Below are 15,564 nucleotides of genomic sequence, written 5' to 3'. Positions count from 1 at the left end.
TTTAAAGTAAGTTCAAATAGTTAAGCTTAAAATAAACTATTCATGGCTGACTAAGCGCCTGCCACTAAATGCATGCATTAAGGTTGTGCCATCGACTAAATCAAGCTCGCCACCCACAGGAATACCATGAGCTATTCGCGATGCACCCACTTTGTATTTATGACAAAGCTGGGCAATATAATGAGCCGTTGTTTCACCTTCAACCGTAGGGTTAGTGGCTAATATAACTTCATTAATACCGCCATGGGCAAGCTTTTGCTCAAGCACGTCTAGACCAATTTCTTTAGGCCCTATGCCATCAATCGGTGACAAATGTCCCATTAATACAAAATAGAGTCCTTTGTATTGGCCTGTTTGTTCAATCGCTAACACATCTGTAGGCGACTCAACCACACATAAAATACCACTGTCTTGACGCTTAGTGCTTAAGCAAATATCACATTGCGCTTGCTCGGTAAACGTGCGGCACGACTGACAATGCCCTACAGCCGTCATCGCTTTTGTTAGCGCATTCCCAAGCTGAGTGCCACCTTTGCGGTCGCGCTCTAATAAATGAAATGCAATGCGCTGAGCAGATTTCGGGCCAATACCTGGCTGACAACGAAGTGCTTCTATTAGCGATGTTAAACTATCTGAAAGTTGCATAATTGCTTAGAACGGCATTTTCATACCAGGTGGTAATTGCATACCGCCTGTTACTTTGCCCATGCGCTCTTGAGTTTCTTCAGCAACACGGCGAACAGCATCATTACACGCTGCTGCAAGTAAATCTTCAATCATGTCTTTGTCGTCTTCCATTAAGCTTTCATCAAGCTCAACACGACGAACATTGTGGTTACCAAGCATAGTTACTTTTACTAAACCAGCACCGGCTTCACCAACCACTTCCATCGTTGCGATTTCTTCTTGGGCTTTTTGCATGCGCTCTTGCATTTGCTGCGCTTGCTTCATCATGTTACCCATTCCACCTTTAAACATAATCGTCTCTCTTTCTTTTAATACATTAACTGGAGTATAAATAAGGGCACTGGTCGTTAATTACAATGCCTGAATACTGTTTTCGTCAATTTCAGCGCTAAATAGCTGTTGAAATTGTACTATATTTTCATCGCTGGTGATCACATCAATCGCTTGCTGGTGACGACCTGCATCAATTTTTTGTTGAATCAAATAAGGTGAGTCAATCACCCCGCTAGCAAAATCAATATTAAGCTCAACGTTGTGTCCATAAATACTTGATAACGCCACATTTAACTTTTGACGTAACATTGGCGTATCTAAGTGCTTTTGCGATTCATCCACTTCAATATGGAAATGATTGTCTTGTTTGGTAAAAATTGAATGCAATGCAAACTGGCGCATGCGTCCGCCAAGTCCCATACGCTTTATTAAATAGGCCCATTCGTCTTGTTGATGGGCAAATCTGATTTCACTAATTGGGCTTTGAAAATCATCAGGTATCGGAATGCTAGGCTCTTGTTCAACAACAGGTGCTGGTTTTTGCGGGTTAATTTGCTCTAATAGCTCCGGTGCTAAATTTTCAGTAATCGTTTGATGCTTTGCTTTAAAGTCAACTTTACTCGCTGGCTTATTTGCTACCTGAGCTCGGCTCCCCTGTGCTGGGAGCTGAGGCTTTTTTTGCAGGTCATCGCTCACCTCATTATCCCATGGTGGTGGCTGCAGTGATACAGTTTGTGCTTCATTGCTCTGCGGGCGACTAAAATCGGATTTTGTCGGTGCTGGTTTTTCTTCAGTTGGCTTTTCAATTGCGGCACTTGAAAGCTTACCGGCACCCGAAATGTTTCTATCGCGTAAAATACGCGCTATTGCTGACTGTGCTCGCGCTTCTTGCTCACCCATTGATGACGCAGACTGATCTGCGTTACTTGTGGCATTTGCTAACTCAGGGTTAAACCCTTGATCAACAGCGCTACTCATTACATCATCGTATTGTGCGGCAATAGTTTGTTCTACATCACTGTGCTGCATGTAGGCATCATCTTCGCTTTGACGCTGCGCTTGTTCATCACTTATTACAGCAGGGGTATCGACAATTTGAGGCTGACTTTGTATCGAACTTTGCTCAAGTTGTGTTTGGCTATAATCAGGCTTTGAAACCTCAGGCTCATCGGCTTTTGTTGGCTGCGTATTAGTTGCTAATGGCTGAATTTGAGGAGCATTACTCTGCGCTGGTTTATTTTTATTTAAAATATCACGCAGTGCATTAGCACGCCCTGCACTATTTTGCTCTGGCGCAGCTTGTGAGCTAGGTTCAGGTTGATTGGTTTGCAACTGCGTAGGTTCAAATGCTAGCAATCTGAGCATAATCATTTCGAACCCTAAACGAGGCTCAGGTGCCCATTGTAAATCTTTTTTGCCGTTAAGTAATAGCTGGTAATACACTTGAATTTGTTGAGCATGGGTATGCGCTGCAACATGCTCAATGTAATCGGCGTTATTGCTATCAAGCGCTGCTGCTTCAGGGACTAATTGACTCAATTGAATCACATGCGTTAGCGCAATTAAGTCATCAAGCAGCGCAATGTAATTTGGATTTCGACTAGCGACTTGTGCAACTTCATTCATCAAGGCTGTGCCATCTTGCGCTAATAATGCCGCAAGTAAACTTTGACTGTAATGGGTGTCCATTAAACCAAGCATGTCTTGTACAGCTTGATTTTTAATATCACCATTTGTTTGAGCAATAGCCTGATCGGTCAGACTTAATGCATCTCGCATACTACCATCGGCCGCTTTGGCAATAATACTTAGCGCATCATTATCAAAATTAAGCTGCTCATGGGTAAGCACATGCTCAAGCTGTTGCTTAATCTCAGCTTGCGACAATGCATTCAGATTAAACTGTAAACAGCGAGATAAAATAGTCACTGGTAATTTTTGAGGATCAGTGGTTGCGAGCAAAAATTTCACATGCTCAGGCGGCTCTTCAAGCGTTTTTAATAACGCATTAAAGCTGTGCTTTGACAACATGTGTACTTCATCGATTAGATATACTTTGTAACGTCCGCGCGTTGGCGCATATTGAACGTTATCAAGTATCTCACGCGTATCCTCAACCTTAGTGCGTGAAGCCGCATCTATTTCGAGTAAATCAATGTAGCGCCCTGCCTCTATATCAACACAGCTACTACATTGACCACATGGTGTGGCAGATATACCTTCATCACAATTTAAGCTTTTAGCAAAAATACGGGCAATGGTGGTTTTACCAACACCACGGGTTCCAGTGAATAAATAAGCGTGATGCAGTCTATTTTGAGTCAGCGCGTTTACCAGCGCCTGTTTTACATGAGACTGCCCAACCAATTCATGAAAGGTTTGAGGACGCCATTTTCTCGCTAGAACCTGATAACTCATCGATTATTCGCCTTCGAATTCAACCAATTTTAAAATATTGATGCCCATTTTTTCAATACGTTGCTCACCACCAAGCTCTGGAAGTGATACAACAAAGGCAGCATCTGTGGCGTTACCGCCTAATTTTGCAACCAACTTAGCTGTTGCTTCAATTGTACCACCGGTCGCCAACAAGTCGTCAACTAGCAGTACTTTATCACCGGCTACAATCGCATCGGTATGAAGCTCTAGTGTATCTTCGCCATATTCGAGTTGGTAATCTTGGCGAATAACTTCGCGCGGTAATTTACCTGGTTTACGAACAGGGATAAAAGGAATTCCCAAAGCATAAGATAGCGGAGCACCAAAAATAAAGCCACGCGATTCAGTGCCGATAATTTTAGTAAAACCTTGGTCTTTATAAGCGTCAATAAATGCATCTATGGTTGCTTTAAACGCTTCAGGGTTTGCCATTAGGGTTGTTACATCGCGAAACATAATGCCCGCTTTAGGATAATCAGCAATTGTAGTAATGCTGTTTTTGATAATTGCTGGTGTTACTTGAGTCATAATTTTAACTGCTCAATGATTAATATTACAAAGCAGGTGATTATAACCTTAAGTGGTCGTAAATTGCGAGTTTGCGATAATTATAAAGTGTCGGGAGAGGGAAGTGATAAAAATGTAAGGCTGATGAAAAACAACAGCCTTAAAATAAAACCTGATTAAGTTAAGCTGGTGATCCAACCTAAAATGGCATTTAAACACCCTATTCCAGCAAATACGGCTAAGAATGCAAAAAAGTAAGCCGCATTGAACGGGTCTTTAAAGTCTTTATCATCTGACATGGGTACAACCTTTTATTAAGCACAACAAATAAAGGCGCTATAATAGACGATGTGAAATAATCAATAAAGAGCTTAGTCTTGATTTTTTGTCACTATAATTTGCCGCTGTGCCATAGCTGTTAAGGTACTCAGTGCCCCTTGTGTTATTTGCTCAAGATTAAATTGTGGTGCATTTTCACTAACCTGTTGGCAAACCTGCTCAAACGTACTCCCCGCTTCATTTTCAATAATAGACAGTAGCATGGCTGTCATGGCATTGGTGGCCAAAAATTGCACCTCATCACTCTCATCGCGGTAAACAACAAAGAAATACGGCTGTTCTGAAGGCTGTTGAGGTTGAAACTCTTCACTTATATGTTGCACTGGATAGTCGTAGCTTAAGTTACGCGCTGTTTTAGATAAATACAAAGGAGAATGAGTAAGCTTATTAGTGCTTAGAGGGAGCTCACGGGGGTCAGCCTTCATTACAGACACGTCAAGCTCAATCCATTCATAATGGGCTAGCGCCAGCATAAACACCGGATCAGACTCTCTAGGTACATAGCTTGTCATTAAATAGGTAATAAATTCTTCTCCTATATCTAAAAAATAAGGAGATTGGCAATCATGTTCACTAAAAAATTGACGAACCAGTAATAGCCACTGTTGATCACTATAAAGTGTTTTTAAAACTGGAAATGCCGATGAAACAAAGCCATTAATATTATTAAAAAACAGATCTCGGTAAATAGCCATTCGTCTGTCTTCAACATCGGTTGGACACGGCTGCTTATTAGGCTCTCGAATATGGGCCATAAACTCATTTTGCACATCGATAAAACTCATAATAACGACTCTTATAAAACCCTAAAATAGCAAGTACTTATTAAATTCAAACAGCTAAGCACTTTGTGCTGTTGATAACAACTTAAGGTGCTTTGCCTGTAATTGATGGATTATATCCAGCTCTTTGGTTAACACGTTAATAGGCGGAATATTAAAATCTCGCTCTAGCAGTGTGGGAAAAACACCATGTGCCTGATATGCGCTATCGAGCAATTGCCAGACAGGGTCAATAACATCTGCGCCATGAGTATCTATAATAAGGTCATCAGCCTCATTGTAGTGGCCTGCAACATGACAATAGGCAATTTTATTAGTTGGTAGCCCACTTAAAAACGCTTGTGCATCATAACCATGATTAATCGAGTTCACATAAATATTATTAACGTCTAATAGCAACTGGCAGTCTGCGTCTTCTAAAATAGCATTGGTAAATTCAAGCTCTGATAGCTGCTGACCAGGGGCACCATAATAAGACACATTTTCCAGCACAAGTGGTCGCTCTAATATATCTTGTACCTGCTTAACCCGAGAAACGACATGTTTGATCGCTTCTTCAGTAAAAGGAATTGGCATTAAGTCATACATATGGCCTTTACCTGAGCAATAGCTTAAATGTTCGCTATAAGCTTTAATATCGTGGTTATCAAAGAAAGATTTTAACGACTTTATAAATTCAATATCGAGCGGTTCAGGTGAGCCAATAGAAAGAGATAAACCATGACAAACAAAGTGATTATTATTAGTTAACTGCTTAAATTGCTTTTCAAAGCGCCCACCTAGCTTTAACCAGTTCTCTGGGGCCACTTCCATAAACTCAATTTGTTTTGGTATGGCATGCTCAAGCTCATCTAGCATTTCTCTTCGCAAGCCTAAACCGACCATGCCAAAGTTAGGCGTTTGATTTTGAGCCATAATAAAACCTCATATTAAATAAAAAGGGCCTAATGGCCCTCTCACTTATCGGAAAAAGAAAAGTTTAGTGGCTACCACCACATTTACCTTCGCCGCACTTGCCTTCTTTTTTGGCCTTAGCATCACCACCACATTTACCTTCGCCGCATTTGCCTTCTTTTTTGGCCTTAGCATCGCCACCACATTTACCTTCGCCGCACTTGCCTTCTTTTTTAGCCTTAGCATCACCGCCGCATTTACCTTCGCCGCACTTGCCTTCTTTTTTGGCCTTAGCATCACCGCCGCATTTACCTTCGCCGCACTTGCCTTCTTTTTTGGCCTTAGCATCACCGCCGCATTTGCCTTCGCCGCACTTGCCTTCTTTTTTCGCTTTAGCGTCGCCGCCGCATTTACCTTCGCCGCACTTGCCTTCACCAGCGTCTAATTGATAACCAGCTACCATTTGTTGAAACTCAAATGGATTAGCTTGAACATTAGTACTCGCCATACTTGCGCTGCCAACAACCACTGCGCCTAATGTTAATGCAATTGAGTTTTTCTTTATTGTATTCATTTTTAATTACCTTTTAAACTTGTTGAACATCATTATAAAAGTAGACCGGTATTAAACTAAAAACTTTCAAATTTTCTATTTTTTTGCAAATAAGTTATTTAACTCCCTATTAACGCTAATAAGCGTTTTATGAATTTATGATTTACAGGTAAACTGGCGCTCCTTTTTTAGTAATACATTAATCACACTATGAAACTTATTTTAGCACCGATGGAAGGTGTCGTTGACTTTAAAATGCGCCAACTACTTACCGACATAGGCGGCTTCGATCTTTGTGTGACCGAATTTATCCGTGTTGTAGATACTTGCCTTCCAGATAAAGTATTTCACCGTTATTGCCCTGAACTTAAAAATGCGGGGCTCACTCGTAGTGGTACTCCAGTTCGCATTCAGTTATTAGGCCAAGTAGCCGACGTGTTAGCAGAAAATGCTGTAAAAGCAATTGGCTTAGGCTCTCATGGTGTTGATTTAAACTTTGGTTGCCCAGCAAAAACTGTCAATAAAAGCAAAGGCGGTGCTGTATTACTCAAAGATCCAGATCATATGTACTCGATTATAAAAACGGTAAGGGATGCCGTTGATGATGAGCATGAAGTAAGTGCTAAAATTCGCTTAGGTTTTGATGATGATAGTAACAGCCAAGAAATTGTCGATGCCGTTGTTAGCGCTGGTGCTAACAGCATTGCTATACATGCACGTACTAAACGCGATGGCTACAATCCACCCGCCTATTGGGAAAAAATCCCTCCTTTGGTCAAAGATAAAAAAATTGCAGTGGTCGCCAATGGCGAAATTTGGCAAATAGAAGATGCACTTTTATGCCAAAAACGCAGTGGTTGCCGTGATTTGATGATTGGTCGTGGCGCTCTTTCACATCCTGATCTAGCAAGAAAAATTAAAGCGCAGGTTAATAAAGAAAGCTACAGTGAACTGACATGGGAAAATATTTTACACCATATTATTCATTCATCTATGCACCAAACAGCCAGCAAAGATACTAAATACTTTGCATCTCGAACAAAACAATGGCTTGGTTATTTAAAACGCCAATATCCACAAGCAGGACTATTATTTGATGAAATTCGTCGTTTAAAAGCCAAGGATGAAGTAGCCGAAGTGTTAAAGAAGTATGCGAAAGCGCCACAATTTGATACAAATCATAACACCTAAGTAAATCTAAATAGATAATAGCAGTATCACTACAAATTAACTTAAGGGTTATACTGCTAATGCATCACCAGCAACGACTAAACGATGAAATAGAAAGTGTTAAAGCAACTATATTAGGTTTGCTGTCACAATCGACTCACCCTACACATCAAAATTTGCTCTGCATCCTAACCCATACATCCAATGAAGAGTGGCTCGATTTAGCCGCTCAACAATTAGGTACTGAGTATAATCCGTTAATTGAACGAATGAACAAGCTTGAAGCAGCTATTAGTCAAATGGATATTGGTCAATATGGCTACTGCTGTGACTGTGAAGAGAAAATATCAGAGCAGCGCTTAGAAAGAGACCCTGCTGCTCAGCGGTGTGATAAGTGCGCTAAGTAGTAGCGCACTTAAATTTAATTGAGTAATTGCGGTGCAAAACTAAATGATTGCCCTGGATAAAAAATAATATCCTCAACTAATATCCTCGCATCTTCTTCACTAATATTTAAACGTTTTAGTAAATTCAAACGCGCTTGCGATAGTGTCCACGCATGATAATGCACCCCAAGATCAGTTTCCATCATAGCCATATAGAGCTGCGCATCGGCAGGTTCTAATTGTGTAGCGTTAGCCCGCTGAGGTAATAGCGTATAACCCGTTGACCAGTCTAAACCCATTATTTTAGAATCAGTTAAAAGTAATTTGGTAAGCTGTGAGGCATTTGAAGCTTCTACCATTGTGTGCTGTTTTTGACTCTGCATTGATTTAAATTTACTATCAATGCGACTTAGCCACTCAAGCGGTGAAAGCACATCATTTGCAAAATAATTTAATTTACTTTGATACCACTGGCTGCCATTAGCAAGGCCAGACAACCCAATGCTGCCTCTTGGCTTATACTGCGCTAAGTAATTATTTAATACACTCAGAGACTCATTAAGCTCAATAGGTGTGTCTGTACTGTTAATTGCTTGCTGTACATAGTGCTTTAAATAATTATGCTCTATTTTATTAAGCTTTAAGTTACTTTGCTCAGCGGCTTTAAGCTGTGTTTGAACAAATATCAGCCATTGCTCAATGTTTTTATACTGAGCATCATTTTTAACTATCGAAAGCATGTTTGATAACACATCAGTGTGTGCAGGCCATACGAAATACCGCTCTGGAAATCGCTCAGCAATCACCAAATAATTTACCTGATTAGTTTGCGCAACAGTTAACTTCATTTGCATTAGCTGCTGGTAAATATCATGGCGACGCGCTAAATATGCATCAGTAAAAGGCAGTTGCTCATTACTAAGTCCTGTAGCATGTGAGTTTTTTTGTGCACTTAAAGCCGTATTAAGTGATATTAACGCGGTTTGTGCCTCTTCATAAGATGAAAATAAGTCAGCTGGCTTAGAGCAGGATGCTAAAAGCAAACAAAAGAGCAATGAAATAATAGGCGTTTTGTTCATGTTAATTCCAATAAAAAAAGCCCCAATGGGGCTTTTTAAAAATACTAGAGTACATTAAATATTAAATTTTAACACCGTTGCGAGCGGCTTTATCTTTAATATATGTAGCCCAACCTTTTGCAAACCTACGTGTGCTTGGGTCGTCCATAGCTTTAGTAATAGCAGCATGTGCTTGCTTATACTTGCCTTGGTAGTAAAACGCTTCAGCTAAATCTGAATAAATAGTACCTTTCTTTTCAGAGCCAAGCTCTAATGCTTTGTTCAAACGAACAACAGCAGCACTGAATTTTTCAGATTGTAAAAGTAATGAACCTGCTTTGCGGTAAAGCTCAGCGTCATTATCAAATTTAGCAGCTTCTTCGTAGTACTTAGCAGCTTTCTCTATATCTTTCGAACGATGGTAGTTACTAGCAATCGCACTCATGTTTTGCTTAGTGCGTTTAACTTTTTCTTCTTTAACGGCCTTTTCAAGCGTTACAGCTGCTTTATAAGGAATTTCGTTTAAAGAATAAAAGTTAGCTAAAACTTTGTATTCAACTTCGTTTTCAAAGTAACCGTTCTTGTAAGCAACTTCCATAGTTGCTAGGCCTTTTTTATAGTCTTCGGTTTGTAAATAATACTTACCTAAGCCTACCCAAGACTTTTTGTCTTCAGGCCATACACGAACGATTTCTTCAGCAACTTTAACCATATTTTGATATTGCTTTTTCTCAAAATAGGCAGCTAATTTAAGTTGATAAGGAGCTTTATTAGGCTCTTTTGCTAACTTAATTGCTTTGTCTGCCGGCTCAAGAACCTCATTAAATTGTTTAAGCTCATAACTTGCTTGCGCAATACGAGTGTAAACTTTTGGGTCTTCTTCGCCTGTAAAGTCCATCCAATCATAATATGCTTGCTTGGCAGCACTGTATTGTTCAGTACCTGCATACATATCACCTAAGGTTTTTAAACCTTGAGCCTGATCGGCAAAGTTTAATACATCTGGTGCAATCGCTGCTTTCATATACTTAATAGCAACTTTGTACTGCTCTTTTTGAGCGTACATACTGCCCAAGTAACGATTAACAGTTGCTTTGTCAAAGTCGTTAGACGGATCTAACTCTTTCAATAAAGCAATTGCACCATCAACATCATCTTCATTATAGAATTCAAACGCTTTAATTACTTTCTTACCAGTACGTTCGCCCATGATTTTAGTCTTTGCTTTCTTACGCTCTTCAATTTTCGCGTAATCTGGCGCCGCTAAAACAGGTGCAGTCAATACTACACCTGACACAGACATAAGAATTGCAAGTGCAGTTACTTTAGAAAAATTTCTCATTACTCGCCTCCTTAGTTGCCTTGGTTAAGTTTAAAGTCTAGTTGAACTTGTAAACCAACTTGCTTTTGTGGTTTTCCGTCAATGATCTTAGGACGGTATTTCCACTTACGCAATGCACGTTTAGCTTCACGGTCAAAGATACGCTTTGGATCTGCGTCGATTACATCAACGTCAATCACACCACCTAACTCATCAATTGTGAATGAAAGTTGAACCCAACCTTCTTTACCATCACGTGCTGCTTGTGTTGGATATTTTGGTTCAATACGAACGATCGGTGTCGCATCACCATCTCGTCCAAATGCACCTGGACCACTTAGTCCACCGGCCGTGCTTCCCACATCGATGCTTGGCATATTAAACGACAAGCTCGTACTTGGGTTGCTATTTTCCGGCTGTGGCGGCTGCGGTTTAGGCGGCTGCTTTGGCGGTGGCGGAGGCGGAGGCGGTACACGCTTCCTCTCCTGCACCTTAGATTCAGGCGGATTCGTCATAATTTCGACTATGATCTGCTCTTTTTGTTCCGTATTACGGTCAGCCCCACCAGAGATGAGGTATGCCATGAAGTAGAACAAGCCGAAAGTAACTGCCCCACCTGCAATCAGTGAAAACAGAAAACGAATCATTACTGATCTCCAGCTATTGAAATTCTCAGGTTATCACCTGTCGCTTTAATCTGGTCCATCACTTTAACCACTGTACCGTGTTTTGCTTCTTTATCAGCTTGCAAAATTACAACATCAGTAGGTTGTTCTGCTAATAAACTTTCGATTTTTGCTGAAACACGTTCAACATCAACTTGCTGTTTATCAATCCAGATTGCACCGTCGCTGCGAATTGCAATAAAAATGTTAGCATTTTTTTGCTTCGTAGCTTGGGCAGCTTTTGGTTTATTGACCTCGATACCAGCCTCTTTAACGAACGATGTAGTTACGATAAAGAAAATAAGCATGATAAATACGATGTCAAGCATTGGCGTCATATCTACCGCTGCTTCTTCTTCTTCACGAAAACGTTGTTTACGTGCCATATTTAATTCTCTCTCTAGTGATGAGGCATACTATCTACAAGTTTGGCTTTCACCATTCTCGCTCTTGCCTCAAGGCGTGAGCTAAAGAATACCCCAGATAGTGCCGCAACCATTCCAGCCATTGTTGGGATTGTTGCCATTGATATGCCTGATGCCATTAAACGTGCATTACCTGTACCTTGGGTTGCCATGGTTTCAAAAACCGCGATCATACCCGTAACAGTACCAAGTAAGCCTATTAAAGGACATACAGCTACTAATGTTTTAATCAACAACATACGCTGATCTAATTTTTCAGACGCTTCAGAAATCCATGCTTCACGGATTCTGTGTGCGTACCAAGACGTAGTGTCTTGGCGGGCATCCCACTTGGCTACTATTTCCTTCGTTAAACGAGGAAATTCAGCAAGTAGGAACCAATAGCGCTCAATCATTAAAACCCACATAAGAAAGAGTGCTATCGCGACCACGTATAATACCTGGCCGCCTGTGCCAACAAAATCCCTGATAGATTCCCATATCTCCATCAGGACTAGCATTAGGCTTTCTCCTTCTCCGCGTGAGTCGCGATGATACCCGCGCTTTGCTCATCAAGGATGTGTAATACCGACTTACTACGACCTGCAACAATAGAGTGAAGTAGGATAAGTGGTAGAGCTGCAATTAGACCTAGCGCTGTAGTTACAAGTGCTAGAGAGATGTTACCAGCCATGATCTTCGGATCGCCCGTACCGAACAATGTGATTGTTTGGAACGTTAAGATCATACCGATTACCGTACCTAGTAGACCTAGTAATGGTGCGATAGCAGCAAGGATCTTGATGATGTTAATACCCGCTTCGATGCGTGGCGTTTCACGTAGAATCGCTTCATCAAGTTTAAGCTCAAGGTTTTCAACATCTTGGTTTTTGTTGTCAGAGTACACTTTAAGAATACGACCCAGTGGGTTATTTGTATTCGGTGTAGACAAGTTCTTAAGCTGACCTTTGATCTTAGAAGTAGTAAGCGCTAAATCAACGAAACGTACTAAGAAGATTAAAAGACCTACAACGAGTAATACTGTGATGATGTAACCAACTTCAGCACCTTGCTCGTAGTACTCCATAAGAGACTTTTTCTGCGTGTTGATACGTAAAATTGCACCACGTGTAGGATCCACGTATACGCCAGCGTAGTTATCAGCTGAAGTACCTTCTAGATCAGAAATACCTTTAAGGATATAGCTATCAGGTTGCTTACCTAGAGGCTGGATAGATTTAGTCTCTGGTGAGTAGATTAAGTAGCCGTCGTCTGTAACTAAGTTGAAGTTACCGATACGTGTTACTTTTTTCATAGACGGGTTACCGTCAAGACCTGCAACTTCAGTTTCAAACGTTGAAACTTTTGCTGATTCAGTCATTTCTGTTTGAAGTGAAATCCAAAGCTCTTCTAATTCACGAACAGTTGGAAGTTCTTTAGCGGCTGCTAATGAACGAAGTACTTCAGCACGACCTGGTTTTTCAGCACTTACTAAAGATGCTTCAATTGAACCAATCGCGTCAGCTGCTGCACGACGAACAACACCAAACATTTCACCTAACGTACCTTGCGCGTTTTGAAGAGCTTGCTCTTTTTCCGCTAAAGTATTTTCGTTTTGTGCATATTCTTTGCTAAGGCGATCACCACGTGCTTTTTCAGCAGCTAGTTGGCTTTTCGCTTTGTTAAGTAACGCTTGCTTATCAGCACGATCTGACAAGAACTCTTGTTCACGTTGCTTATTGATTTTTCCTTCAGAGATACGCTCTTGCTTTACTTGCTCAAGAATTTTATCTAAAGCGTCAGTATTTGCATGTGCATTAAGCGCGGTACCGGCAGAAACAGACAGTACTGCTGCAACAGCAAAACCTTTAAATAGTTTCTTCATTATTGATTACTCCGCGCCAAAAATTGGTAGTTTAACAAGTTCTAGTGTCGCTTGCTTACGTGCCATACGGATCACTTCTTTAACAGGTTTTAGGTATTCTTCACCTAATTCTTTCCACTGTTTAGTGTTGTTATCCCACACCCAAGCGTGTTTTAGATCGAATGATTGCGCTACGTAAGTAATACGACCTAAACGACCAATATCTACGTTAATGCTACGACCATCAACATCTAAAGTACCTTGAGAAGCAGTTACAGCTGAGCTGTATGCCGTTTCAACAGTGTACGCTTCAAGAACCTGACGGAACTTCTCAGACGTTGTTACAGATGCAGATGCCATGATCTCACGTAATCTTTCAACGCGTCCAAGACGAGTTTCAAGGTTAAATGGAACGTCCGCTTTGATGAATTGCTCAAGCGTATCGATCATGCGATACATCAAAGGCACAACGTTTTGTTTAGTGTTATCGATAGTCGCGATTTGACGATCGAACGATGCGATAGACGCGTTTTGGTCTGCGACCAAACGTGCTACGTGATCGTTGTACACTTTCATAAGTTCAGTCTCATCAACGATGCTACGGTACTCAGCGATTAGCTCCTGAGTTTGACCATATACATTGTCAATTTTAGTTTGAGACTTAACCGCAGCCTTTTGAATTGTTTGACCTGCTTTTTGCACGTCATTCAAAGGATCTGCAATCACATTGCTGCTTGCAAATGCAAAAGCGCCAACCAACGCAGTTGCTACAAGACTCTTTCTGATTTTAACAGACATAGTTCCCAACCAATTAAGTAATGTTACTTTTATAATTTAATTATCAACCCGCTAAGGGGAAGACAACCCTGATATCTTTTAATAGATATCAACTTACCAATAATGCTAAATGCATTAAGCCATGTCAACTTCATGTTTAGCATAACCTATAAATAAATCAGCTTGTTTGTAAGATATTTACTGGGCCCGAACAAAAAAATTAACATTATTATAACTAACGTGATAAACACAATTTCTGAAAGCCCTTATATAGTAAGAATAACGATAACCATCACCGTTAATGTAAACAAAAATATAACATTTAAAATTAACTTAATCGTTGCTGAAAAAAAATTAAAAATAAGCTAATTTTCTGTCCCGAATATTAATTTTGAAGCTTTTTTAAGACTTTTTAGACTAAAAATACAACTAATCGTTATTATTAGGTTATTCATCGCATCATAATAATGACGTGCAGATTTATTAAAAAGCAATACAAAGGGGGGGAAGGTAATTACAAAAAATCATTTTTATTAACACCTGTGTTTTTTCATCCAATTAATATAACGCTCCCTGGCCACTGTTAATATTTTCCTAGGTACGAATGTCAATCTTACGCACTTTTAAGCTTTTATTAACCAATAAGATTTGCAGTGATGGCGCTGATAGGTTCACTGTAACGTTAAATAATACCAACTCGCTTAATTAAATGAGCTATTTTGAAGAAGGAAAACTATGTAGATAGCAAGGCAAAAAATTTACTTAGTTGTCCTAGATGAGAAATTTTTAACGCAGTTATCGGCTCATCTGCCCTCTCAATATGGTTAAGTATTATTACGTAATGTCATAGCTAATATGTAGTTGGCCGATGAAATACTCAAAGCACGAAGGTTTATAAACGTATAGATAAAATGAGGGTTTAAAGGAATTATAGCTACTAAAAGAATTAGGGCGTTACAGAGGAGTAAATGAGTTTTGCAGTTGTATATGAATTATGGTGAAACAGGTTAGTGCTTCACCACGATGAACTTAGGTTCACATAATAAATTATGCTACTTCTACGTTCTCAGCTTCTGGGCCTTTTTGACCTTGCTTGATGCTGAAAGTCACTGCTTGACCTTCGCTAAGAGTGCGAAAACCAGAACCAGTGATTGCGCTGAAATGTACAAACACGTCAGGACCATTTTCTTGTTCAATGAAACCAAAGCCTTTAGCTTCGTTGAAAAATTTTACTTTACCAGTAACCGACATACTAAATTTTCCTGTAAGTCAATAATTAAAATTCAGCCATATAATTATGGCAATATCCTCCCTGAGTCAATGCCCAAAAAACTGGAGGTGATAGTACAGGAAGAAGTAATAACCAAACCGGTAACCTTAAACGCAGCACAATACCGTAATTCAATACGCAAAAACTCAAAGCCAATTAAGGTTAACACATTAAT

At 40.1% G+C, this 15,564-nt stretch carries 18 protein-coding genes; 2 read left to right on the top strand and 16 right to left on the bottom strand.

What is annotated here, in order from left to right; translation table 11 throughout:
• Positions 1-36: 36 nt before the first annotated feature.
• The 8 genes from recR to DK924_RS05005 all read right to left on the bottom strand — a co-directional run bounded on the left by recR (position 37) and on the right by DK924_RS05005 (position 6,495).
• Entirely contained in the window at positions 37-645 is a 609-nt protein-coding gene (recR, locus tag DK924_RS05035; protein ID WP_010388591.1) for a recombination mediator RecR, read from the bottom strand.
• Positions 646-651: 6 nt separating this feature from the next.
• Positions 652-978, bottom strand: a complete 327-nt coding sequence (locus DK924_RS05030) for a YbaB/EbfC family nucleoid-associated protein (RefSeq protein ID WP_010388590.1) — start codon at positions 976-978, stop codon at positions 652-654.
• A 60-nt stretch (positions 979-1,038) separates the two neighbouring features.
• Entirely contained in the window at positions 1,039-3,378 is a 2,340-nt protein-coding gene (gene dnaX / locus DK924_RS05025; RefSeq protein WP_109874493.1) for a DNA polymerase III subunit gamma/tau, read from the bottom strand.
• A 3-nt stretch (positions 3,379-3,381) separates the two neighbouring features.
• A complete protein-coding gene (apt, locus tag DK924_RS05020; RefSeq protein WP_008109316.1) occupies positions 3,382-3,927 on the bottom strand; it encodes an adenine phosphoribosyltransferase in 546 nt (181 codons plus the stop codon).
• Between the two features lie 155 nt (positions 3,928-4,082).
• Positions 4,083-4,205: a hypothetical protein gene (locus DK924_RS18825; protein WP_008109320.1), complete on the bottom strand. Its 123-nt coding sequence runs from the start codon at positions 4,203-4,205 to the stop codon at positions 4,083-4,085.
• Positions 4,206-4,277: 72 nt separating this feature from the next.
• The gene (locus DK924_RS05015) at positions 4,278-5,030 is read right to left on the bottom strand and encodes a DUF2063 domain-containing protein (protein ID WP_010388583.1); all 753 of its coding nucleotides are present in this window, start codon (positions 5,028-5,030) and stop codon (positions 4,278-4,280) included.
• A 54-nt stretch (positions 5,031-5,084) separates the two neighbouring features.
• Positions 5,085-5,942: a DUF692 domain-containing protein gene (locus DK924_RS05010; protein WP_010388581.1), complete on the bottom strand. Its 858-nt coding sequence runs from the start codon at positions 5,940-5,942 to the stop codon at positions 5,085-5,087.
• A 64-nt stretch (positions 5,943-6,006) separates the two neighbouring features.
• Positions 6,007-6,495: a hypothetical protein gene (locus tag DK924_RS05005; RefSeq protein WP_109874492.1), complete on the bottom strand. Its 489-nt coding sequence runs from the start codon at positions 6,493-6,495 to the stop codon at positions 6,007-6,009.
• Between the two features lie 189 nt (positions 6,496-6,684).
• Between DK924_RS05005 and DK924_RS05000 the strand changes: the two genes are divergently transcribed.
• Both DK924_RS05000 and DK924_RS04995 read left to right on the top strand, forming a co-directional pair.
• Entirely contained in the window at positions 6,685-7,665 is a 981-nt protein-coding gene (locus tag DK924_RS05000) for a tRNA-dihydrouridine synthase (RefSeq protein WP_054201122.1), read from the top strand.
• Positions 7,666-7,724: 59 nt separating this feature from the next.
• Positions 7,725-8,051, top strand: a complete 327-nt coding sequence (locus tag DK924_RS04995; RefSeq protein ID WP_010388576.1) for a TraR/DksA C4-type zinc finger protein — start codon at positions 7,725-7,727, stop codon at positions 8,049-8,051.
• Between the two features lie 14 nt (positions 8,052-8,065).
• On the opposite strand, the gene DK924_RS04990 is transcribed toward DK924_RS04995, so the two are convergent.
• From DK924_RS04990 to DK924_RS04955, 8 genes are all read right to left on the bottom strand, one after another.
• Positions 8,066-9,109, bottom strand: coding sequence for a hypothetical protein (locus tag DK924_RS04990; protein WP_109874491.1), 1,044 nt, complete (start codon positions 9,107-9,109; stop codon positions 8,066-8,068).
• A 61-nt stretch (positions 9,110-9,170) separates the two neighbouring features.
• Positions 9,171-10,430, bottom strand: a complete 1,260-nt coding sequence (locus DK924_RS04985; RefSeq protein ID WP_055012926.1) for a tetratricopeptide repeat protein — start codon at positions 10,428-10,430, stop codon at positions 9,171-9,173.
• 11 nt (positions 10,431-10,441) lie between these two features.
• Positions 10,442-11,056 carry an energy transducer TonB gene (locus DK924_RS04980; protein WP_010388569.1) on the bottom strand — a complete coding sequence of 205 codons (615 nt, stop codon included), beginning with the start codon at positions 11,054-11,056 and terminating at the stop codon, positions 10,442-10,444.
• Entirely contained in the window at positions 11,056-11,460 is a 405-nt protein-coding gene (locus tag DK924_RS04975) for a biopolymer transporter ExbD (protein WP_006792384.1), read from the bottom strand. Before DK924_RS04975 ends, DK924_RS04980 begins: the two co-directional genes overlap by 1 nt.
• Positions 11,461-11,474: 14 nt before the next feature.
• A complete protein-coding gene (locus tag DK924_RS04970) occupies positions 11,475-11,999 on the bottom strand; it encodes a MotA/TolQ/ExbB proton channel family protein (protein ID WP_010388565.1) in 525 nt (174 codons plus the stop codon).
• Positions 11,999-13,363 (bottom strand): MotA/TolQ/ExbB proton channel family protein, encoded by a 1,365-nt coding sequence (locus tag DK924_RS04965; RefSeq protein WP_010388563.1) that lies wholly within the window; start codon positions 13,361-13,363, stop codon positions 11,999-12,001. The genes DK924_RS04970 and DK924_RS04965 overlap by 1 nt, the downstream gene beginning before the upstream one ends.
• Positions 13,364-13,369: 6 nt before the next feature.
• Positions 13,370-14,140, bottom strand: coding sequence for a DUF3450 domain-containing protein (locus DK924_RS04960; RefSeq protein ID WP_013465204.1), 771 nt, complete (start codon positions 14,138-14,140; stop codon positions 13,370-13,372).
• Positions 14,141-15,166: 1,026 nt separating this feature from the next.
• Complete coding sequence (locus DK924_RS04955) at positions 15,167-15,370, bottom strand: cold-shock protein (protein WP_004588138.1); 204 nt, start codon at positions 15,368-15,370, stop codon at positions 15,167-15,169.
• Positions 15,371-15,564: the final 194 nt, after the last annotated feature.

Source organism: Pseudoalteromonas sp. meg-B1, from assembly GCF_003173795.1.
GTDB lineage: Bacteria > Pseudomonadota > Gammaproteobacteria > Enterobacterales > Alteromonadaceae > Pseudoalteromonas > Pseudoalteromonas undina.
Note: the sequence above shows the minus strand (reverse complement) of the source record. Positions and strands in the feature narration are given on the sequence as shown.